This is a genomic window from Streptomyces sp. NPDC058221 (genome assembly GCF_042882365.1).
Lineage (GTDB): Bacteria > Actinomycetota > Actinomycetes > Streptomycetales > Streptomycetaceae > Streptomyces.
The window spans coordinates 1-21490 of sequence record NZ_JBHVWF010000138.1 but is presented as its reverse complement, the minus strand read 5'-3'; the positions used below and the strand labels follow the sequence as shown (position 1 = coordinate 21490).

General features: G+C 71.9%; 20 protein-coding genes and 1 pseudogene. 6 read left to right on the top strand and 15 right to left on the bottom strand.

All coding sequences use genetic code 11. The features are described from left to right. Positions 1–111: 111 nt before the first annotated feature. From ACFVW8_RS31520 to ACFVW8_RS31510, 3 genes are read right to left on the bottom strand one after another with little or no spacing between them, the layout of a single operon-like run. Positions 112–1026, bottom strand: a complete 915-nt coding sequence (locus ACFVW8_RS31520; protein ID WP_389696037.1) for an NADP-dependent oxidoreductase — start codon at positions 1024–1026, stop codon at positions 112–114. Further along, entirely contained in the window at positions 1023–1484 is a 462-nt protein-coding gene (locus tag ACFVW8_RS31515) for a cupin domain-containing protein (protein WP_024494953.1), read from the bottom strand. Before ACFVW8_RS31515 ends, ACFVW8_RS31520 begins: the two co-directional genes overlap by 4 nt. A gap of 14 nt (positions 1485–1498) precedes the next feature. Next, positions 1499–2452 carry a helix-turn-helix domain-containing protein gene (locus tag ACFVW8_RS31510; RefSeq protein WP_389696034.1) on the bottom strand — a complete coding sequence of 318 codons (954 nt, stop codon included), beginning with the start codon at positions 2450–2452 and terminating at the stop codon, positions 1499–1501. 649 nt (positions 2453–3101) lie between these two features. Here ACFVW8_RS31510 and ACFVW8_RS31505 point away from each other — a divergent pair. Next, a pseudogene (locus tag ACFVW8_RS31505) lies at positions 3102–3350 on the top strand (IS5/IS1182 family transposase); the annotation flags it as partial. Between the two features lie 445 nt (positions 3351–3795). On the opposite strand, the gene ACFVW8_RS31500 reads toward ACFVW8_RS31505, so the two are convergent. Next, positions 3796–4650: a sulfurtransferase gene (locus ACFVW8_RS31500; RefSeq protein ID WP_389696032.1), complete on the bottom strand. Its 855-nt coding sequence runs from the start codon at positions 4648–4650 to the stop codon at positions 3796–3798. Positions 4651–4939: 289 nt separating this feature from the next. On the opposite strand from ACFVW8_RS31500, the gene ACFVW8_RS31495 reads away from it, so the two are divergent. Next, the gene (locus ACFVW8_RS31495; RefSeq protein ID WP_389696030.1) at positions 4940–6565 is read left to right on the top strand and encodes a PucR family transcriptional regulator; all 1626 of its coding nucleotides are present in this window, start codon (positions 4940–4942) and stop codon (positions 6563–6565) included. 27 nt (positions 6566–6592) lie between these two features. Here ACFVW8_RS31495 and ACFVW8_RS31490 read toward each other — a convergent pair whose 3' ends face one another. The 5 genes from ACFVW8_RS31490 to ACFVW8_RS31470 all read right to left on the bottom strand — a co-directional run bounded on the left by ACFVW8_RS31490 (position 6593) and on the right by ACFVW8_RS31470 (position 11792). Then, complete coding sequence (locus ACFVW8_RS31490; RefSeq protein WP_389696028.1) at positions 6593–7690, bottom strand: glycosyltransferase family 4 protein; 1098 nt, start codon at positions 7688–7690, stop codon at positions 6593–6595. A gap of 218 nt (positions 7691–7908) precedes the next feature. After that, positions 7909–9654: a DNA repair protein RecN gene (gene recN, locus ACFVW8_RS31485; protein WP_389696026.1), complete on the bottom strand. Its 1746-nt coding sequence runs from the start codon at positions 9652–9654 to the stop codon at positions 7909–7911. Positions 9655–9749: 95 nt separating this feature from the next. Beyond that, positions 9750–10655: an NAD kinase gene (locus ACFVW8_RS31480; RefSeq protein WP_389696024.1), complete on the bottom strand. Its 906-nt coding sequence runs from the start codon at positions 10653–10655 to the stop codon at positions 9750–9752. Further along, positions 10652–11467 carry a TlyA family RNA methyltransferase gene (locus ACFVW8_RS31475; protein WP_389696022.1) on the bottom strand — a complete coding sequence of 272 codons (816 nt, stop codon included), beginning with the start codon at positions 11465–11467 and terminating at the stop codon, positions 10652–10654. Before ACFVW8_RS31475 ends, ACFVW8_RS31480 begins: the two co-directional genes overlap by 4 nt. Positions 11468–11474: 7 nt before the next feature. After that, a complete protein-coding gene (locus tag ACFVW8_RS31470) occupies positions 11475–11792 on the bottom strand; it encodes a hypothetical protein (protein ID WP_389696020.1) in 318 nt (105 codons plus the stop codon). Between the two features lie 43 nt (positions 11793–11835). On the opposite strand from ACFVW8_RS31470, the gene ACFVW8_RS31465 reads away from it, so the two are divergent. Then, entirely contained in the window at positions 11836–12183 is a 348-nt protein-coding gene (locus ACFVW8_RS31465; RefSeq protein WP_389696018.1) for an SCP2 sterol-binding domain-containing protein, read from the top strand. Positions 12184–12290: 107 nt separating this feature from the next. Here the strand turns inward: ACFVW8_RS31465 and ACFVW8_RS31460 are convergent, their stop codons facing one another. The 4 genes from ACFVW8_RS31460 to ACFVW8_RS31445 all read right to left on the bottom strand — a co-directional run bounded on the left by ACFVW8_RS31460 (position 12291) and on the right by ACFVW8_RS31445 (position 16145). Next, positions 12291–13097 carry an ABC transporter ATP-binding protein gene (locus tag ACFVW8_RS31460; protein ID WP_389696016.1) on the bottom strand — a complete coding sequence of 269 codons (807 nt, stop codon included), beginning with the start codon at positions 13095–13097 and terminating at the stop codon, positions 12291–12293. Positions 13098–13228: 131 nt separating this feature from the next. Further along, positions 13229–14218, bottom strand: coding sequence for a FecCD family ABC transporter permease (locus tag ACFVW8_RS31455; protein ID WP_389696041.1), 990 nt, complete (start codon positions 14216–14218; stop codon positions 13229–13231). A gap of 110 nt (positions 14219–14328) precedes the next feature. Continuing rightward, positions 14329–15288 (bottom strand): FecCD family ABC transporter permease, encoded by a 960-nt coding sequence (locus ACFVW8_RS31450; protein ID WP_389696039.1) that lies wholly within the window; start codon positions 15286–15288, stop codon positions 14329–14331. A gap of 116 nt (positions 15289–15404) precedes the next feature. After that, positions 15405–16145 carry an FMN-dependent NADH-azoreductase gene (locus ACFVW8_RS31445; RefSeq protein WP_389696014.1) on the bottom strand — a complete coding sequence of 247 codons (741 nt, stop codon included), beginning with the start codon at positions 16143–16145 and terminating at the stop codon, positions 15405–15407. Positions 16146–16226: 81 nt separating this feature from the next. Here ACFVW8_RS31445 and ACFVW8_RS31440 point away from each other — a divergent pair, with 81 nt between their 5' ends. Beyond that, the gene (locus ACFVW8_RS31440) at positions 16227–17144 is read left to right on the top strand and encodes a sigma-70 family RNA polymerase sigma factor (RefSeq protein ID WP_389696012.1); all 918 of its coding nucleotides are present in this window, start codon (positions 16227–16229) and stop codon (positions 17142–17144) included. Positions 17145–17279: 135 nt separating this feature from the next. Here the strand turns inward: ACFVW8_RS31440 and ACFVW8_RS31435 are convergent, their stop codons facing one another. After that, the gene (locus tag ACFVW8_RS31435) at positions 17280–18308 is read right to left on the bottom strand and encodes an HAD-IIA family hydrolase (RefSeq protein ID WP_389696010.1); all 1029 of its coding nucleotides are present in this window, start codon (positions 18306–18308) and stop codon (positions 17280–17282) included. 71 nt (positions 18309–18379) lie between these two features. On the opposite strand from ACFVW8_RS31435, the gene ACFVW8_RS31430 reads away from it, so the two are divergent. Then, positions 18380–19657: a DUF1015 domain-containing protein gene (locus ACFVW8_RS31430; protein ID WP_389696008.1), complete on the top strand. Its 1278-nt coding sequence runs from the start codon at positions 18380–18382 to the stop codon at positions 19655–19657. Positions 19658–19726: 69 nt separating this feature from the next. Here the strand turns inward: ACFVW8_RS31430 and ACFVW8_RS31425 are convergent, their stop codons facing one another. Continuing rightward, positions 19727–20515, bottom strand: coding sequence for a tetratricopeptide repeat protein (locus ACFVW8_RS31425; protein ID WP_389696006.1), 789 nt, complete (start codon positions 20513–20515; stop codon positions 19727–19729). Positions 20516–20545: 30 nt separating this feature from the next. Here ACFVW8_RS31425 and ACFVW8_RS31420 point away from each other — a divergent pair, with 30 nt between their 5' ends. Beyond that, positions 20546–21214 (top strand): hypothetical protein, encoded by a 669-nt coding sequence (locus ACFVW8_RS31420; protein WP_389696004.1) that lies wholly within the window; start codon positions 20546–20548, stop codon positions 21212–21214. The last annotated feature ends 276 nt before the right edge of the window (positions 21215–21490 follow it).

Genomic DNA, 21490 nt, shown 5'->3' with positions numbered 1-21490 from the left:
CCTCCGGTGCGGTGCAGTCCTAGACAGCTCCACCACACCGGAGGTCTTCGCCTTTGATCAAGACCCTGGCGTCAACAACGCTCGTGGTTAATACACCTAGCTCGGCCCGGCTCAGCTTCCGGCCATGGCGATGACCAGTTTGCCGCCCTTCGGGCGCTGCTCGCGCTCCAGCTCCGTCAGGGCGGGAATCGCCTCGGTCAACGGGACCGTACGGGCGATGGGCAGGCGCAGGGTCCGGGCCACCTCCTCCAGGTCGGCGGTCACCGGTCGGCCCATCATCGCCCGGAACGGGCCGGGCAGTGCGCTTCTGATCATTTTGGCCGGGGTTGGGACGATGTCGACGATGGTTCCGCCGGGCTTCAGCAGCGTTCGGGCCGCGGCGAAGGGAAGCATGCCGGGCGTGTCGAGGACGAGATCGAACCGTTCCGCGAGGGCGGCCGGGTCGAAGCCGAAACCCACGACCGGCTCGACGCCGAGCTCGTGGGCCTCGTCGGCCGCAGGGTTGCGGCAGCTGCCGGCGACCGAGGCTCCCCGCGCCCGGGCGAACTGGGCGGCGGCCCGGCCCACCCCGCCCAGGTACCCGTTGACGAAGACCGCCTGCCCGGGCCGGATTTCCGCCGTGGCCTGGTAGGCGGTCACTCCCACGGTCGGCAGGGCGGCTGCCTGCTCGTACGAAAGGTCCACCGGTTTGAGCACGACCGCCTTCTCCGGGGCCGTCACCATCTCGGCGAACGCCCCCGCCTGCCGGAAACGAGCCCGGCCGAGTACCGCGTCGCCGGCCTTCAGGCGGGTGACGCCGGCGCCGACCGCCTCGACGACTCCGGCGAAGTCGTGCCCCATCGCCCGGGGAAAGGAGCGGCCGGTCATCAGCTTCATCTCGCCGTTGCGCATCTTCCAGTCCAGCGCGTTGGAAGCCGCCGCTCGGACGCGGACGAGAACCTCGTCCGGACCCGGGCGTGGTGGCTCGAACTCAGCGAGCCGCATCACCTCCGGGCCGCCGTAGCGGTCGTATTGAAGGCGCTTCACGAGGCGTATTCGTTCGAGATCTCGGTGGCGTAGTTCTTCCAGAGCGGTTGCATGGTCTCGGCGTTGACCGGCTGCCCGGAATCGATCATGGCCTTGAAGTCTCGGAAGTACTGCACATACAGGTCCGGCGTGAAGGTGTTCAGCATGACCGCGTTCTCGTCGCCGACGTTGGCGAACGTGTGCGGCGCCCCGGTCGGCACGATGACCCAGGTGCCCGGCCCGGCGTCGTATTGGTCCTCGCCGACGGTGAACCGGAAAGTTCCCGCCAGCACGTAGAAGCCCTCGTCATGCTGGGCGTGGCGATGCTGCAACGGGCTCGGGGTGCCCGGCGGAATGGTGACCTCGGCGAACCCCAGCCGGTGGTCGGTGTGCTCGCCGTTCTCCAGGATGCGGATCTGCTGCGCCCCGCTGCCGAGGATCTCGCCCTCACCGGGGCGGACGATGTTTACCTTCGCCACGACTTCTCCTATTGCTATTGCCTGCCTTGGTCACCACCATCCTTGTCCGGGCCGGCTGTGCGCGTCTTGGTCGTCTGTGCACGGTTGCTGGTTACCAGTGCACGGGCGTTGTAGCCGTACGTCGCCTTGAAGAGCTTGCTGAAATGGGTGGGATCGGAGAATCCCCACCGGGCGGCCACGGCGGTGACCGTACGTTTGCTTCCGGTCAGCTCGGCTCGGCAGCGCTCCAGGCGGCGACGGCGGATCAGGGCCGCGACGGTGAGCGGCTGGTCCTCGAACAGCTTGTGCAGCCGGCGTACGGATATGTTGTGGGTGGCGGCGATGCCAGGCGGGGACAGATCGGGATCGGCCAGCCGGGTCTCGATGTAGCCGGCGATCCGGCTCCGCAGCCACTCGTCCGCGGCCGGTTGTTCGTCGCCGAGCCGGGCCTCCAGTGCGACCGCGATCAGCTCGACGACGGCCGCCGCCGACCGCAGCGCCTCCGCCTCGCGGAACTCCGTCGCCGACCACGCCGACTGCCGGGCCAGCACGGAGACGAGAGCGCCCGGGCCGTGGCTGCCGTCGATGCGTACGCCGATGAGCCGGTCGATCTGCGCGGGCCGGATCCGAAGCTCCCGGCGCGGAACCAGGATGGTGACGTGCGCCGAGGCGGTGCTCTCGAACCGGAGCGTACGCGTGGGATCGAGCAGTACCAGGTCGGTCGGCCCGAGTTCGGCGTCGCCGCGCCCTTGCTCGATCCGCGTCCGGCCCCGGATCATCACCTTGACCGCCAGGTTCTCGCCGTCGGAGGCGTCGCGCTCCCGCCCGATGCAGGCGCTCTCGGGCGTGTCGAGGGAGACCAGCCGCAGCGGCCCGAGGTCACGGGTGGCGATCCCGCCCCGGAAGCCGGCCCCGGCCAGCTTGTTGATCAGCGGCGGAAACCCGCTGGCGGCCAGCTCGTCCTGAAACGACTCAAGGTTGCCGATCACCGGTCAATGATAACGGCGACACTTCTCCTCAGGCACCTGTTCGGCGGGGGGTTACAGCGGCGCCGGCCCGCATCTGCTCTACCAGGCTCTGGTGCACGCGGTGGACGGCTCAGTCGCGCCGGCGACCGACGGCGCCGAACGGTGAGCGCAGCACCGATATCGGAATCGGTGGTAACCGCCGCGATGGACTTCGAGATGCGTTCACGCTCGTTGGCGGTCAACTGGAGTCCGCTGGTGGACGCGGCTGTGACGGCCGGCCTGCCGACACCCATAACCGCCGGCCGGGTACCGGGTTGCGAAGCCCCGTCATCTTGAGCGCCGGCCGGTAACGTCTGGTGAGCACCACCGCAGTCACCGCCGCAAAGAACGCGGCAGCGAGGATCGCGCGTGGTTTTCGTGATCGCATGAATGAGTGTCTCTTTTGCCGGTCAGCCCAGCGTTATGCGCGCACGACGCCGGGAAGCCGGGAATGGGAACGGCACCGATGCTCGGACAGATCGGACCTGCCGATCTGCGGTCGGCGGCATCGTTTCGACGTTCGAGGCCGGTCACCTGGTGTAATCCCGCGTGGTCTGGCGAGGTGGGTGAAATCGGGACTCTGTTCAAACGGCGTGGATGTCGATCAGCGGAGCCGGTCGATTGTTGAGCTCGCGGGATCGCGCTCACCAGCCCGGAACGCAGCGACCAGATCGCCCGCCGCAAAGCCAAGGGCTCCCGCGGCGGACGCCCACCCGCCTTCGATCCCGAGCGCTACACCGGCCGCAACGTCGTCGAGCGCTGCTTCAATCGACTCAACCAGTTCCGCGCGATCGCCACCCGCGTCACCTACTACCGCTCAGAAATCATCATCGCCGCCATCGTGCTATGGCTGCGTGCCGACCTACAGGACACGCCCTAGTCCATACCAACCGTCGCCTCAGTGGGGCCTGGACCCAGCGCTACGAACACGGCGTTCCCGTCAGTGACCTTGAACCCGTCGAGGTCGATGGCACGACCGGGACGCCGGCCCATTTCAAGCCGGACGAGTCGCTGGGTTCGGTGCCCCTGCCGGAGGATGCCGATCTTTCGCGCCTGGCCACAGCCTGGCCTCATCTAGAGGTTCAGGTCAATGACCAGCGGCTGCGGCGTCACGGGCCGAGGTCCGCCGACTGGAGCCGCCATCAGTGAGCGGCCGTTGGCTCTTCCGTTCGCTGCGGAAAATGACACGAAAGCGGGACTGTGTCACTGGCACGACCGCGGAATCCGGCCTGAAAGTGCAGGTCACTGCAGCTCCAGAGGACACGGCTCGCCGGAACCTACAGCCGCGGTGAGCCGGAAGGCCCATCGCGGCGGGCCGGGGCCCGTCAGGCGCTTTCCGCTCCTGTCACCACGGGCCGCCGCTCCGAGGGCAGCCCCCACTCGCTCCAGGATCCGTCGTACACCGCCGGCTCTCGGTAGCCGGCCAGCTCCGCTCCCAGCGCCAGGACGCAGGCGGTGACGCCCGATCCGCAGCTGAGGTACAGCCGCTCCCGGTCACCCGTCAGGGCGGCGAACGCGGCGCGCAGTCCGGCGGCCGGGAGCATCCGGCCGCCGCGCTGGATCTCGCCGAAGGGCAGACTGACCGCTCCCGGCATATGGCCGCTCCGCAGCCCCGCGCGCGGTTCGGGGGCCGTACCGAGAAACCGTTCCCGGGCCCTGGCGTCGAGGACCACGCACTCCGGGTCGGCCAGCGCGTCCGCCACCTCGTCGGCGCCGACGAGGTGGCCGGGGTGCGGCACGGCAGTGAAGTCACCGCGCTCCGGAGCCGCCATGGGCCCACCGCTCTCCAGCGGCAGTCCGGCACCGGCCCAGCCGGGCAGGCCGCCGTCGAGCACAGCCACCCGGTCGAAGCCCATCGCGCGGAGCATCCACCAGGCGCGGGGGCTGGAGTAGACACCTGCCGCGTCGTACACGACGACGGTGTCTGCGGTGCGCAGACCGAGGGAGCGCAGTTCCTCGGTGAACCGGGCGGCGTCCGGCATCGCGTGCGGCAGCGGGACCGTGTGATCGGAGAGCGCACCGTCGATGTCGAACGGCCGTGCCCCCGGAATCCGCCGCCCGGAGTCCCGGTGCGCCCCGACCGAGGCGTCCAGCACCAGCAGCCCCGGCGCTCCCAGCCGCTCGGCGAGCCAGTCGGTGCCGACCAGCGGGCCGGGCAGCTGCCCGGCCGGCCTCGTCACCGGCGTCTCACGGGCGCCTGCTCCGGCATCGTTCCGGTCCGGCCGGTCCGGCCCGGGCCGAGCGTCCTCGTCCACTGTTCCCCCACCCCCCCGGACGCGGGCCGAAGTGCCCCCGCCGCACAGGATTTTCAAGATCGCAGCGGCCCCGGGCGCTGTCAACAGTGGTCCGGCCGGCCGGCACGGTGGCCCGGGACCGCGCCGCCCGGAAGACGCGGGCCACGCCCGGGGCGGTACCTTCCTGATCAGGGCGACCGCCCGATCCGACGACCGAAGCGCGAGGCCGGAGCCAGTGGAGACGCAAGGCGGCATCACCGTGCAGCGGGCCCTCGACCTGCCGGGTCTGCGCAGCGGTCTCCCGGAAGTGCTGTCCGGCGCCGACCGGCTCAGCCGTACGGTGCGCTGGGTGCACGCGGGCGAGGTCCCCAACATCGCCTCGCTGCTCAAGGGCGGCGAACTGCTCCTCACCACCGGGCTGGGGCTCGGCACCCGCCCCGCCGAGCAGCGTGCCTTCGTCCGCAGACTCGCCGACCGCGGTATCGCCGCCCTGGTGGTGGAGCTCGGCCCGCGCTTCAGCAGGCTGCCCGCCTCGATCGTGGACGCGGCTCGCGCGGCCGGGCTGCCGCTGGTCCAGCTGCACCGCGAGGTGCCGTTCGTGACGGTGACCGAGGAGATCCACACCGAGATCGTCAACGGTCACTACGCACTTCTCCAGCAGGCCGAGGAGGTGCACCGGCGCTGTACGGAGGCGCTGCTCGGTGGTGGCGGGGTGCCCCAGGTGCTGGGCATCCTGGCGGACTTCACGGCCAACCCGGTGTTCCTGGAGACGGCCGACGGCCAGCTGCTGTACGCGGCGGGCAACGAGTCCGGCCCGGTCTCCGCCGATCCGCTCCAGATCTGGGACGGGATGCGCGGCGGCCGCGCGGCCCGCGAGTCGCCGCCCGCCGGCGCGGTGCTGGTGGATGTGCCGGGCGGCGGCCCCGGCACCGGTTCGGTACGGGCCAGGCTGGTCCTGCTGGCCGTGGACGGGCCGCTGGTGACGGTGCACCGGATGGCGGCCGAGCGCGCCGCGGGCATTCTCGCCGTGGTGCTGATGCAGGCCCGCCAGGACGAGGAGCTCGCTGCGCGCGGCCGCGGTGACTTCCTGACGGATCTCGCGGAGGGCCGGATCGCACCCGAGGACGCACCGGCACAGGCCCGGGTGCTGGGCTTCAAACCGGGCGAGATGCCGCTGCTGCCCGTGGTGATGCGGCTGGCCCCCGAGCTGTCCCCCTCCGGCAACTGGGCGCTGCTGGCGCGCGCGGTCCTGGAGGAGCTGTCCTCGGTAGGAGTGCCGGTGCTGCTCGGGGTGCGGCCGGTGGAGGGCCGGGTGCCGGTGCTGCTGGCTCTGCGGAACGGGACGGAGCGTACGGCGGTGGCCGACCGGGTCGCCGCGGCGCTGCGGGCCGGTGTGGAACGGGCCGGTCTGGAGCGGGCGGGCTCCCATCCCCCGGTCGTCGTGGTCGGTGTGGCCGGCAGCTGGGCGACGGCCGGTGCGGGGCTGCGGCACGCAGCGGAGACGGCCACGGCGGCGCAGGGGCTCAGCGACCGGCCCTGGTACGACGCCAGGCGCCTCGACATCGATCTGCTGCTGTGGCGGCTGCGGGACCATCCGGATCTGGCGGCGTTCGTGGAGCGGGCGATCGGCCCGCTGCGCGATCACGACCGCACCTCGCGCCCGCCGCTGCTGCCCACGCTTGAGACGTATCTGGCGCATGCGGGCCGCAAGGCGGAGACGGCGCGTGAACTGCATCTGAACCGTCAGACGCTGTACAACCGGCTGGCCCGCATCGGTGAGCTGCTCGGCACCGATCTCGACGACCCGCAGGCGGTGCTGGCCCTGAGCCTGGCGCTGCGCGCCCGCCGCCACGCCTCGTAGCGGCCCGGCATTCCCGGCCCGGCAGGCTCAGCGGTTCCGTGCCACTGCCAGCGGCTGGACCAACTCGTCGTACACGCTGAGCACTTGGGCGATCGTGTCGTCCTCGGTCGGCCAACTCGCCGCCTGCGCAGGGCCCGCAGCGGCCAGCCGGTCGCGTTCCGCCGGATCGCCGAGCAGCCGGGCGACCGTGCGGGCGAGCGCCTCCGCATTGCCGTACGGCACGAGCTCCGCGGCGTCACCGACGAGTTCGGGTACGCCGCCCACGGCGGTGGCGACCAGCGGCACGCCGATCCGCAGCGCGTCCTGGGCCAGCAGTGAGCGGGACTCCCAGCGGCTGGGCAGCACAGCCAGATCGGCGGCGGCCAGCAGCCCGGTGACGTCACTGCGGCTGCCGACCAGGGAGACGGGCAGGTCCTCGGCCTTGATCCGGCGCTGCAGAGCCGACCGTTCGCGCCCCTCCCCCGCGATGACCAGCAGGGGTACGGGGTCGAGCCGGCGCCAGGCGCGAGCCGCGTCGAGCAGGGTGCCGAATCCGTGATGCGGCACGAGACTGCCGACCGCCACGATCAACGGCCGCTCCACCGCGCCGAGTTCGGCCCGGACCTTGCCGTCGGGCCGCACGGCGGGGATGCGAGGTGCGGGGGTGGCGACGGGCGCGAGCCGGGCGTCGCGCGCACCCCGGAGCCGCGCCCGGTCGACCAGGTCCGACGAGGTGCCGAGCACAACGGCCGCCGCCCGGGCTGCCCTTCGCTCCAGCAGATGCAGCAGCCGACGGCGCGCACCCTCGGCATGGGCCCGGGTGTGCCAGGTGACGACCAGCGGGACGCGGCGGCCGCCGAGCGCCATCGCGGCCCGCACGGCGGCGTGCAGTCCGTGCGCATGGACGACGTCTGCGCCCGCGCAGGCACCGCGCAGCGCGGCGACTGCCGCGGGATCAGCGCGCCTGGGCACGGGCGCGAAGCGGGCCCCCGTCGCGGAGAACTCGTAGGTGCGGTCCAGTTCGGCCGGGGCGCAGACGGTGACCTGTACGCCTCTCGCGACCAGTCCGGCGGCCAGCGAGCCGACATGGGCGCTGCTTCCCGCACTGCCTCCGCCCAGCACTTGGACCGTACGCAGCTGTGACACGTTGAATGGCTCCCGGGGCTCCCGAGTCGGCGGTGTGGGCACCGCCAAGGATGCCAGTCCGTACGCACGTTCCGGCACGGCAGGACCGTAACTCCGGTGCGCACTGCAACAAACCGGGCGTGGCGTACCACTCGCACGGGTGAAAAGGGGTGCGGCTCCGCGACGCCCGTCCGCCGGGAGCGGCCCCCTTGAGGAGCGGAGAGGCGCCGGGGCAGCCCTCAGCCGTCCGCCCGTGCCGTGGCCAGCAGTTCCTCCGCGTGGGCGCGGGCCGTCTCGGAGTCCTCCTGACCGGCGAGCATCCGGGACAGCTCCCGTACCCGCTCCTCACCCTCCAGGACGGTGACGCCGCTCCTGGTCACCGAGCCGTCCACGGTCTTCTCGACCAGCAGCTGACGGTCGGCGAACGCGGCCACCTGGGGCAGGTGGGTGACGACGACGACCTGGGCGGACCTGGCCAGCTTCGCGAGCCTCCGGCCGACCTCGACGGCCGCCTTGCCGCCGACGCCCGCGTCGACCTCGTCGAAGAGGTAGGTGGGTACGGGGTCGGAGCCGGCGAAGACCACCTCGACGGCGAGCATCACCCGGGACAGCTCACCGCCCGAGGCGCCCTTGGCGATCGGGCGGGGCTGGGCGCCGGGGTGCGGGGCCAGCAGCAGTTCGACCTCGTCGGCGCCGGACGGCCCGTAGGCCACGTTGCGTCCGCCGATGTCGATGCCGGAGGCCTCGTCCGCCGCATCGGTCTGCCGGATGTCGAAGGAGACCCGGGCGTGCGGCATGGCGAGGGAGGCGAGCTCCTCGGTGACCGCCTCGGCGAAGAGCGCCGCCGCAGCCGTGCGGGCGTCGGTCAGCGCCTGGCCGAGCCCGGAGAGTTCGTCGCGCAGCGCGTCCCGTTCAGCGGTGAGCTCGCCGATCCTCTCGTCGTCCCCCTCCAGCTCGGTGAGGCGCGCCGCGCCTTCCTCGGCCCAGGCCAGCACGGCGGTGATGTCCTCGCCGTACTTGCGGGTGAGGGCCGTGAGCGCGGCGCGCCGCTCCTCGACCGCGGCGAGCCGCAACGGATCGGAGTCCAGCTGATCGGCGTAGCCCGCGAGTTCGCCCGCGACGTCGGAGAGCAGGATGGAGATCTCGCCCACCCGGTCCGCCAGCGCGGCGAGCGCCGGGTCGTGGGACCGCACCCCTTCGAGCGCCTGACCGGCCGCCGCCACGATCGTGGTCGCGTCGACCGCCTCCTGGTCCTCCGGATTGCCGGCCAGCGCGGTGTGCGCGAGGGCGGCGGCGGAGGCGAGGGCGTCCGCGTGACCGAGCCGCTGGGCCTCGGCGGCCAGCTCGGTGTCCTCACCGGGCAGCGGTTCGACCGCGGCGACCTCGTTCAGCCCGAAGCGCAGCAGGTCGGCTTCCTGGGTGCGTTCGCGGGCCCGCGTCGTCAGTTCGTCGAGTTCGCTCGCGACGTCGCGCAGCCGCCGGTAGGCCGCCGCGTACTTGGCGTGCGGCACGGTGACCCCGTCGCCCGCGTACCGGTCGAGGGCCTGCCGCTGCCGGGCCGGCTTGAGCAGCCCCTGCTGGTCGGTCTGGCCGTGCACGGCGACGAGTTCGTCGGCGAGTTCCGCCAGCACACCCACGGGCACGGATCTGCCGCCCAGATGTGCGCGGGAACGCCCCTCCGCGGAAACGGTACGGCTGATCAGCAGCGCACCGTCCTCGAGCTCCGCCCCGGCCTCCTCGGCCCGCAGCGCCGCCGCGTCGCCTTCGGACACCGTGATCCGGCCCTCGACGACCGCGGCCTTCGCACCGATCCGCACCAGGGCGGGATCGGCACGTCCGCCGAGCAGCAGCCCCAGGCTGGTGACGACCATGGTCTTCCCCGCGCCGGTCTCACCGGTCACCGCGGTGAAACCGGGTGACAGCTCCACCACCGCGTCGTCGATGACTCCGAGCGACCGTATCCGCATCTCCTCCAACACGGACATGACCATACGAGGTTTGGTGGCCCGCGTGCACGCGGGCTGCGGACGGGACGCCGGATCGGGTGGCCCAGCGGGCTCGCCGGCCACCCCGGCAGAGGTCAGTGCGGTGCGCCGCGCCACCCCGACACCGGCAGGGCGAACTTGGCCACCAGCCGGTCCGTGAAGGACGCCTGGTGCAGCCGGGCCAGCCGTACGGGCACCGCCCCCCGCCGCACCTCGACGCGAGCGCCGGCGGGCAGCTCCACGGTCCTGCGTCCGTCGCACCACAGCACCCCGTGCGGGGTGTGCGGCTGAACCTCGACGGCCAGCACCGACGTGGGCGAGGTCACCAGCGGTTTGGCGAACAGCGCATGGGCGCTGATCGGGACCATGAGCAGCGCCTCGACCTCGGGCCAGACGACAGGCCCCCCGGCCGAGAAGGCGTACGCGGTCGAACCGGTGGGCGTCGCACACACGATGCCGTCGCAGCCGAACCCGGTCACCGGCCGGCCGTCGATCTCCAGCACGACCTCCAGCATCCGCTCGGGCGACACCTTCTGCACGGCCGCCTCGTTGAGCGCCCAGTCGGTGTGGACGACGGCCCCGTTGCTGTGCACGACGACATCGATCGTCATACGTTCCTCAACGGTGTACGCCCGGGTGACGACCCGCTCGACGACCTGGTCCAGGTCGTCGCGCTCCGCCTCGGCGAGGAACCCGACCCGGCCGAGGTTGACGCCGAGCATCGGCACCCCGGAGGCGCGCGACAGCTCGGCGCCGCGCAGCAGCGTCCCGTCCCCGCCCAGCACGATCAGCAGCTCGCAGCCGTTGACCGCCTCGGGGGTGGCATCCGTGACCGTCTCGACGGACGGTGGCAGCGGCAGGTCGGCCGCCTCGGTCGCCAGCACCCGTACGCCCAGACCGCTGCGGAGCAGCCCCTGGACCACGAGTTCGGCGCTGCGGATCGCGGCCGGCCGGCCGGTGTGCGCCAAAAGAAAGACTGTGCGTTCCGCATTCGTCGTCAACGAGGCCCCTCCGCCACTGCACGGTCGACATCTGCGGGATCCAGTTCAGGTGCTCCGGCCCGCAGCCACAGAAAGTACTCGACATTCCCCGAGGGCCCCGGCAACGGACTGGCCGTCACACCCCGGACCCCAAGGCCCAGCGCCCAGGCCCGGCGCGCCACCTCGCGTACGGCTTCGGCCCGCAGTTCGGGGCTGCGTACCACCCCGCCGCTGCCGAGCCGCTCCTTGCCCACCTCGAACTGCGGCTTGACCATGAGGACCAGGTCCGCGTCGGGTGCGGCGCAGCGCGCCAGGGCGGGCAGGACGAGCCCCAGCGGGATGAACGACAGATCGCCCACCACCAGGTCGGGCAGCTTGCCGTCGATCGCCTCCGGCGTCAGTTCCCGCACGTTGGTGCGGTCCTTGACGGTGACGCGGTCGTCGGACTGGAGCGACCAGGCGAGCTGCCCGTAGCCGACGTCCACGGCGAGGACGCGTGCCGCTCCGGCCCGCAGCAGCACATCGGTGAATCCGCCGGTCGAGGCGCCGGCGTCCAGCGCGAGGCGCCCCTGCACCGTCAGTCCCAGGGGTACGAAGGCGGCGAGGGCGCCCGCCAGCTTGTGGCCGCCCCGGGACACGTACTCGGGGTCGTTGTCGTCCTTGGTGACGACGACCGCGGCACTCGTCTCGACCTGGGTGGCCGGTTTGGTCGCGGTGTTGCCGCCGACGGTCACCCGTCCTGCGGCGATCAGCTGGCTGGCGTGCTCGCGTGAACGGGCGAGCTTTCGGCGTACCAGCTCGGCGTCGAGGCGACGACGGGCCACTCCTGCCACGTTCGGTTCAGCTCCTGTTGTTGTACGTCGGCGCGGTCGCCGGTGCGGGTGCGGGCCTGGCGTCCAGCGCGGTCAGCGCGTCGCGCAGTCCACGGTGTACATCCTCGTACACCTCGATGTGCCCGCCCGCCGGGAGGTGGTCGGCATCGGCCAGACGCTCCAGTTCCGCGTCCACCTCCGCGTTTCCCGTGGTCGTGCGGACGACGCCGAGGGGCGCGGGGGCCGCGGGTTCGTGCGGGGCCGCCCGGCGCGGCTCCTGCGGCGCGTCCTGCGGGATCTCCCCGGGCGCGGTTCCGGCGGCCGTCCCCGGCATCGAGTCGCTCATGCGGGAAACGCTACCCCGAAGGGCTGGGGTAGCGTCGATCACGATGGCGACCATGGCGGAGTGCCGCAGCGCACTCGACAGACTTTCGGACAACCTCGCGGGGGCCGACGGGGATGTGCGCAGCGCCGCTGCCCTCGACCGTTCCCTGAGCTGCCACATCAAGGACCTCGACATCACGTTCACCGGCCGGCTGGCCGGTGGCCGTATCCAGGTCCTGGACACGCTCGAGGGGCCGCCCCCGGAGAAGGCGGAGATCCGCCTCGCCATGACCGGGGACGATCTGGTGGCCATGGTGAACGGAGAGCTGAACTTCGCCAAGGCCTGGGGCTCGGGCCGAGTCCGCCTGGAAGCCGGCTTCCGCGACCTGCTGAAGCTCAGATCCCTGCTGTAGGGGCTGCGACGGCACCGGCCAAATTCAAGCCCGTCCGGCGATTGAGGACAAAGCGTGGCCGAAGGTCACGCACCCGCCCACGCGCCGCACCGCACCCACGAGCGCCCCTACGCCCGCGCGCCCCGCGCCCCCCGCACGCGCGCAGCCGGCACCACCAACGGCGTGCCCGTCTCCGGATCGGAGATCACCTGACACCGCAGCCCGAACACCCGCTCCACCAGCTCCGCGGTGACGATCTCCCCCGGCGGGCCCTCCGCGACGATCTCGCCCTCGCGCATCGCGATGAGATGCGTGGCGTACCGCGCGGCGTGATTCAGGTCGTGCAGGACCGCCACCAACGTGCGCCCCTGCGTCTCGTGCAGCTCGGCGCACAGGTCGAGCACATCGATCTGGTGCTGGATGTCCAGGTACGTCGTCGGCTCGTCCAGCAGCAGCAGCGGCGTCTGCTGCGCGAGCGCCATCGCGATCCAGACCCGCTGACGCTGCCCGCCGGACAATTCGTCGACATAGCGATCACCGAGTTCACCGATGCCGGTCGACGCCATCGATTCCTCGACAATGCGTTCGTCCTCGGGCGACCACTGCCGCAGCAGGCCCTGGTGCGGATAACGCCCCCGGGCCACCAGATCCGCCACGGTGATGCCGTCCGGCGCGATCGAGGACTGGGGCAGCAGCCCCAGCGTCCTGGCGACCTTCTTCGCGGGCATCGACTGGATCGCCTGCCCGTCCAGCAGCACCCGGCCCCGGCTCGGCTTGAGCATCCGGGAGAGCGCCCGCAGCAAGGTCGACTTGCCGCAGGCGTTGGGTCCGACGATCACGGTGAAGGAGTGGTCGGGTATCTCGACCGAGAGGTTCTCCGCGATGACCCGCTGGTCGTAGCCGAGGGTCACCGAGTCCGCGGTGAGGCGCTGCATGGTCGTACTCCGTGAGTCGGTCGGGGTGCCGGTGGCATTCGGGGCGGGCGGGTTTCCGGGGGCACGCAGGGCGGGTGTGGATTTCGAGGGCCCTGTGCCGGACTTCATATGCGACATAGGCGACCGGGATTTCATATGCGACCCGCCTTGCGCTCGGACACCAGCAGCCACAACAGGTAGCAGCCGCCGAGCACGCCGGTCACCACGCCGACCGGCAGCTGCCGGTCGCCGAACGCCTCGAGCGCGACCCAGTCGGCGACGAGCAGCAGAGCGGCACCCATGAAGGCCGCGGCCACCAGATTGGGGCCGGTCGAGCGGGTCAGCCGGCGGGCCACCTGCGGGGCGCTCAGCGAGACGAACGCGATCGGCCCGGCGGCCGCCGTGGCGACGGCGACGAGCAGCACGGCGGAGCCCATCAGGATGAGCCGGGTGCGTTCGACCCGCACGCCGAGCGCGTACGCGGCATCGTCGCCCATCTCCATCACCCGCAGCGCCGGTCCGTGCCCGAACACCAGCGGCAGCAGGACGGTGCAGACCGCGAGCAGCGGCCAGACCTGCGCCCAGTCCCGCCCGTCGAGCGAGCCGGTCATCCAGACGACGGCCCGGGTGGCGTCCACCAGGTTGGCCTTGGTGATCAGATACTGGGTCACGGCGGTCAGCATCGCGGCGGCGCCGATCCCGACCAGGACGAGCCGGAAGCCGTGCACCCCGCGCTTCCACGCCAGCAGGTACACCGCGACGCCGGTCAGCAGACCGCCGGCCACCGCACCGCCCGCGACCGCCGCCGCCCCGCCCTGGAACAGGACGATCACGGTCAGCGCGCCCACCGTCGCGCCCTGGCCGAAGCCCAGCACGTCGGGGCTGCCTAGCGGATTGCGCGAAATGGTCTGGAAGACGGCGCCGCCCGCACCGAGCGCCGCACCCACGAGGAGCCCGACCAGCACCCGCGGCAGCCGCAGATCGGTGACGATGAACTCCTGCTGGAAGGTGCCGTGCCCGAAGAGCGTCGTGACGACCTCGCCCGGGGTCATGGAGAAGTCGCCGCTGCCGATCAGGACGACACCGACAGCCGCCACGACCGCGGCGAGCAGCACGATCACCAGGGACGCCCGGACGTTCATCCGGAACGAGTACCCGCCGGCCGTCCGCACGGCCTTCACCGACCGGGCCGTCCCAGCCGGCCGTGCCGTCCCCGTCGCCCCCGCGGTCTCCTGCGTCTCCTTCGTGGCCTTCACAGCTGGGACATCCTCTTGCGTCGTACGAGGTGGATGAAGACGGGCCCGCCGATCAGCGCGGTGACGATGCCGACCTGGAGTTCGGAGGGGCGGGCGACGACCCGGCCCACCACGTCGGCCCCGAGCAGCAGCGCCGGGGAGAGCACGGCCGCGTACGGCAGGATCCACCGCATGTCCGGACCGGTGATCACCCGCACCAGGTGCGGGATCATCAGCCCGATGAAGACGATCGGCCCGCACGCGGCGGTCGCCGCCCCGCACAGCAGGGTGACGGCGAGCATGGCGAGGACCCGGGTCCTGGTCAGATGCGCGCCGAGCGCCCGCGCCGTGTCGTCGCCCATCTCCAGCGCGTTGAGCGGACGGGCGATGAGCAGGGTCAGGACGATGCCGATCGCGATGAACGGCCACACCTTGCCGACCGTCTCCGCGTTCGCCGAGGCCAGCGATCCGACGGTCCAGAACCGCAGCCGGTCCAGCGCGGCCGAATCCAGCAGCTGTACGGCGTTGACGTACCCGTAGAGCGCCGCCGTGACCGCCGTCCCGGCCAGCGCGAGCCGGACGGGGGTGGCGGACCGGCTGCCGCCGAGCAGGTACACGGCCACCGAAACGATCGCGGCCCCGGCGAAGGCGAACCAGACGTACCCGGTCAGCGAGGTGACGCCGAAGAAGCTGATGGCGGAGACGACCGCGGCCGATGCTCCGGCGTTGACGCCCAGCAGCCCGGGTTCGGCCAGCGGGTTACGGGTCAGCGCCTGCATCACCGCCCCGGCGATACCGAGCGCACTGCCCACGAGCAGTCCGAGAACGGTCCGGGGAATCCGCACCTTGCGGACGAGGACGTCGTCGCTGGTTCCGGCGTAGTGGAACAGTCCGTGCCAGACGTCGGAGACCGGCAGCGCCTTGGCGCCGATCCCGATACTCGCCAGACACACCAGCACGAGTACGGCCAGGGCCACCAGGAGGCCTGCGGCTCGTACCGCATGGCGTCTGGGGGGCGCGGCCTTGTCCGGGGCGGCTATCGGGCCTGCACTCGGTTCCGGGGGACTCTCAACGAACACGTGGTTAGGCTAGCCTACCCTGCTGAGGCCTCGACCCGGCCCAGGACTCCCGCGCTCCCGGCCCCTGTCGGCGCCCCACCGGACGCCAGCGCGATCACCTCCGCACGCGCGGCGGCCAGCGAGCGCTCGGCCAGCGGCAGGAACCGGGCCAGATGCGGGACCACCTCGGCCATGGTCATCTCGGCGTCGACGAAACACAGGTCCTCGGGCGCCACACCCTTCTCGCCGAAGTACGCCCGCAGGTAGGGCGTCTGGAAGTCCCAGGCCTCCCGGGGAGTGCCCGGCCCGTAGGCCCCGCCCCGCGCGCTGATCACCACGACCTTCGTCCCCCGCAGCAGACCGTCCCCCGTGTCCGGGTCGGTGAGGGCGCCGGGGAAGCCCACCCGGTCGATCCACGCCTTCAGCGAGGCGGACACCGAATAGTTGTACATAGGGGCACCGACGACCACGGTGTCGGCCGCCAGCAGCTCGGTGACCAGCGGACGGGTCCGCGACCACTCCCGCTCCTCGGCCGCGCTCCCGACCATCGCGTCCACTCCGTCCGGCGGAACGAACCCGTTCCGCTCCACGCGCCGGCCGAGCGCACAGTAGGCGGTCTCCAGCGGCGGCACCGGGTCGGCGGCCAGATCCCGGTACCGGTATCCGGCCGGACCGTGCTCGGCCCGCCAGGTGCGGGCGAACAGGGCGGTCAGTTGCCTGCTGACCGACTCGTGGGACCGGTTGGCACTGGAGTCGAGGTGCAGCAATGACGTCATCGGACTCTCCTGTCACTTCAGCTACGTTGCGTTCGTCAGCTGTCAGGAGTGGTGACGGACCAGGACGACGAAAGGTGACCGGTGGACGAGCGAGGCGCCGACGGGCGCGAGGCACTGGCGGCACGCTTCGAGGCGCAGCGCGGCCTGCTGCGCGCCGTCGCCCACCGGATGCTCGGCTCGCTGGACGAGGCCGACGACGCCGTCCAGGAGGCCTGGATCCGCCTCTGCCGGATCGACGCGGGCGAGGTGGACAACCTGGCCGGCTGGCTGCGGACCGTGGTGACGCGCATCTGCCTGGACATGTTGCGCTCCCGCAGATCGCGAAGGGAGGACCTCGCCGAGCAGCAGGTACTCGACCAGGCCTCGGGCTCCCCGCAAGGCCGTGCCCCGGCGGGCCCGGAGGACGAGGCGCTGCTGGCCGACTCGGTGAGCCGCGCACTGCTCGTGGTGCTGGACACGCTGGAACCCGTCGAGCGGATCGCGTTCGTACTCCACGACATGTTCGCCGTGCCGTTCAGCGAGATCGCACCCCTCGTGGAACGCACTCCGGTCACCACGAAGAAGATCGCCAGCCGTGCCCGCCGCAAGGTGCGGGGAACACCTGTGGTTCCGGCGGCCGAACTGACGCGGCAACGTCAGGTCGTCTCGGCGTTCCTCGCCGCGGCGCGGGCCGGTGACCTCACCGCGATCCTGGCGGTACTGGCTCCCGATGTGGTGCGCCGGGCCGACCCCTTCGCAGTGCCGCCGGGCGGAGTGGCCGAGGCCCGCGGCGCCCGGAACGTCGCGGAGGGCACGGCCGCACTGGCCCACCGGTCACAACTCGCCGAACCGGCGCTGGTCAACGGCACGGTGGGAGCCGTCGTGGCCCCGCACGGCCGACTGCTGTTCGCCCTCACCTTCACCATCGAATTCAGCGTCGCGGGCGACAGGATCACGGCGTACGACGTCATTGCCGCCCCGGCCGGCCTCCGCCGTCTCAGCATCGCCGTCCTCAACTGAAGACAGCTCCGGCGCTGACCGGCGGCTCCCCCTTCGTGCTCCCGAGCGGGACCGCTCCGGGCGAGGCCGGCGCCGGGCGAGGGGAGCCGCACCGGGGGCGCTTCCGGTGCGGCACCTGCCATCACGCCGCCGGCCCTACAGCCCGAGCCTGGCCACCGTCTTCTCCGCGTCCAGCCCGCACGCACCCTCGCCGGCGTGCGACCACGCCGCCGCGCACAGCGCCCGCAGACCGTCGAGCGTCTCCCCTTCGCCTTCCAGCACGAGTGCCTCGCCCCGGACGAGCGCCGTCCAGCCGCCGCAGCCGAAGCCCTCGCTCTCCTGCGTCACCTCGGGCTGGCCCGTCAGCAGTCCGCGCAGATCGGCATCCACATACGTCGGACGGTGCTCCGGCCGGGCGGCCAGCAGCTGCGCCGTGTCCGTCACCCCGGTCAGCACCAGCAGCGAGTCCACGCCACCGTTGAACGCGCCCTCGATATCCGTGTCGAGCCGGTCCCCGACCACCAACGGCCGTTGCGCGCCCGTGCGCAGCACCGTCTCCCTGTGCATCGGCGGCAGCGGCTTCCCTGCCACCTGCGGCTCTGCACCGGTCGCGATCCGTACGACCTCCACAGCCGCCCCGTTGCCCGGCGCGATCCCCCGGGCGCTCGGAATGGTCAGATCCGTGTTGGAGGCGAACCAGGGCAGCCCGCTGTTGACCGCGTAGGCCGCCTCGGCGAACCGGCCCCACGTCATGTCGGGCCCGCCGTATCCCTGCGCCACCGCCACCGGTTCGTCGTCCGCCGACTCCACCGGCTGCAGGCCGCGTTCACGCAGCGCCACCCGCAGCCCCTCGCCGCCGACCACCAGCACCCGGGCCCCGGACGGCAGCTGATCAGCGATCAGCCGGGCCACGGCCTGCGCCGAAGTGATCACGTCAGCGGGCTCGGCCGGCACCCCCAGCTCGGTCAGGTGCTCAGCGACCGCCGCCGGTGTCCGCAGCGCGTTGTTGGTCACGTACGCCAAGTGCATCCCACCGTCCCGCGCCGTGCCGAGCGCCTCGACCGCGTGGTCGATCGCCTGCCCGCCCGCGTACACCACCCCGTCGAGGTCGAGCAGAGCCGTGTCGTACGCCTCGTTCAGTGCGGTGCTGCTCCCGCTCGGCCTGGTCCTGCTCGCCTGACTCATATCCTGCGCTCCTCATTGCCTGCGTCTCCCCCGATCATCGCGCATCCCCGGACCGCACATACGATGCAGAAATGAACACACGAGGCCACGCGGGCCAGGGACTGCACCTGATTCCGTTCCGGGGACTGCGCTACGTCCCCGAGCTGGTCGGCAGTCTCGCCGCGGTGACCTCGCCCCCGTACGACGTCGTCGTACGGCCCGACGGGCTGCTCCATCTGGAATCGGCGGATCCGCACAACATCGTGCGACTCATCCTGCCGCAGGCCGACACCCCGGCCGCCCGCCACGAACAGGCCGCCGCGACCCTGAACCGCTGGCTCGCGGAGGGAATCCTCGCCCCCGATCCGGAGCCCGCGCTCTATGTGTACGAGCAGCGCGACGGGGAGATCCTCCAGCGCGGCATCATCGGTGCGCTGGAGCTCTCCGCCCCCGCCGACGGCATCGTGCTTCCGCACGAGGACGTGATGGCCGATGTCGTCGAGGACCGCGCCGACCTGATGCGGACCACCCAGGCCCATCTCGAACCGCTGCTGCTGACCTATCGCAGCGACGGCAACGCCACGGGCGCGACCGGCGTCATCGAGCGCACGATCCACCGCCCGCCGCTGCTCGCCACCACCACGGAGGACGGCTTCAGCCACCGGCTCTGGGCGGTCACCGACCCCGCGGAACGGTCAGCGGCCGAAGCGGACCTGGCCCGTCACCAGGCCCTGATCGCCGACGGCCACCACCGCTGGGCCACCTACCTCAGGCTCCAGCAGGAACACACCGTCCGCGGCCCGTGGGACTTCGGGCTGGTCCTCCTGGTCGACACGGCCCGCTACCCGCTCCGGGTCCGGTCCATCCACCGGCTGCTGCACGGGCTGCCTGTCGCCGACGCGCTCGCCGCCCTGACGGGGCTCTTCCGGATCCGCGACGTCGACGGACCGCTTTCCCAGGCCCTGGACGCCCTGGCCGACGCGGCTGCCGAGGGCAATGCCTTCCTGCTCGCGGGCGACGGCGGTTTCCACTTGGTCGACCGCCCGGACGAGGCACTGCTGACCCGCACCGTTCCGGCGGACCGGCCGGCCGACTGGCGCACTCTCGACGCCACGGTCCTGCACTCGACGCTCCTCGACCATGTCTGGAAGATCCCCGACGACCGGGCGCACATCGCCTACATCCACGACACCGCAGCCGCCGTCGAACAGGCCGAACGCCACAACGTCACTGCGGTGCTGATGCATCCGGTGCGCGAAGAAGTCGTACGGGACCTGGCCCGGCAGGGCGTCACGATGCCGCGCAAGTCGACCTCCTTCGGCCCCAAGCCGGCCACGGGCCTGGTCCTGCGCAGCCTGACTCTCGGCTGACCCGGTCGCCGGCCCCGGGACGCGGAAGAGGGCGGCACCCCGGGTGGGGTGCCGCCCTCTTCCGCCGCGTTACGCCTTGGCCGGACCGTCCTCGTCGTCGCGGTCGTCCTCGTCGTCGCGGTCGTCCTCGTCGTCGCGGTCGTCCTCGTCGTCGCGGTCGTCCGCATCGGCTACCGCCGGCGCCTCGATCTGGTCGGCCGCGTCAGCGGGGGCGGGAGCAGGGGCGCCGCCCTCGTCGTCACCGAGAGCGTCGACGAACTCGACACCGTCAAGCTCGGCAAGCCGGTCCGACGCGTCGGTGGAGCCGTCCTTGTCGGCCTCCAGGGCCTTCCCGAACCACTCACGCGCCTCGTCCTCGCGACCGGCGGCCAGCAATGCGTCCGCGTACGCATAGCGCAGCCGCGGCGTCCACGGGTGAACGGCGCTGGAGGCCAGCTCGGAACTCTGCAGAGTCACGATGGCTGCGTCGATCTGCCCCATGTCGCGACGCGCTCCGGCGGCGACCAGACGCATCTCGACCTGCCCGGCCTTGTCCAGCTTCTGCACCTCGGGCTCACCTGCCATGGCCATCGCCCGCTCCGGCCGGCCCAGCCCGCGCTCGCAGTCGGCCATGACCGGCCACAGCTCCACGGAACCGGTCATCCGACGGGATGCCCGGAACTCCGCCAGCGCCTCCGCGTACTTCTGTGTCGCATAGGCGGCGAAGCCCGCCGCCTCACGGACAGCGGCGACACGCGAGGCCAGTCGCAGAGCGATACGCGAGTAGGCGTAAGCCTGCTCGGGGTCCTCGTCGAGCAGCCGGGCCACCATGACCAGGTTCCTGGCGACGTCCTCGGCCAGGGTCTTGGGCAGGCTCATCAGCTCCTGCCGGACGTCCTTGTCGATCTCGTGGCCGGTGACCTCTTCGGGGATGGGCAGCCGCTTGATGGGCTCACGCTCACGCTCGTCCCGGCGCTCGTACCCACCGCGGTCGTCCCGGCCGCGGTAGCCACCCCGGTCGCCGTCATCGCGCCGTCCACGGAAACCGCCGGAGGAACCACCACGGCTGTCGTCGCGACGCGGCGCACGGTCCCGGTCTCCGCCACGGTTGTCGTCACGACGGAAACCACCGCCGGACGAACCACCCCGGCTGTCATCCCGACGGAAACCGCCGCCGCCACCGGAGGGCCGACTGTCGTCACGACGGAAGCCACCGCCGGAGGAACCGCCGCGGCTGTCGTCACGACGGAAGTTGCCGCCGCTGCTGGAGGGCCGACTGTCGTCGCGGCGGAAGTTGCCGCCACGGTTGTCATCGTCGCGACGGGGCCCACGCGGCCGGTCATCACGCCGCTCGAACCCACCACCGGAACGCCCACCACGCTCATCATCACGACGCGGAGCCCGCTCATCACGACGGAAACCACCGCCGGACGAACCACCCCGGCTGTCATCCCGACGCGGCGCACGGTCCCGGTCGCCACCACGGCTGTCATCGCGACGGAAACCACCGCCGCTGGTGGGCCGGCTGTCATCACGACGGTTGCCGCCGCGGTCGTTGTCCCGACGCTGACCGCCTGACCGGTCGTCACGACCCCCGCTGAATCCGCCCCGGTCACCGCCGTCCCGGCGACGCGGCTCGCGCTCCGAACGATCGTCGGGAGAGTTGGTGGACATCGGTGGTGCTCCTGTCATCGGGTACTACAGACATTCTTGCGCAGCCGGACACCGGACGCGCTTCGGCAAAACAAAAAGGACCCTTGGTCCCAGCGTTGAACGCTGGGACCAAGGGTCCTTCAAAGATTGTTCGGCGGCGTCCTACTCTCCCACAGGGTCCCCCCTGCAGTACCATCGGCG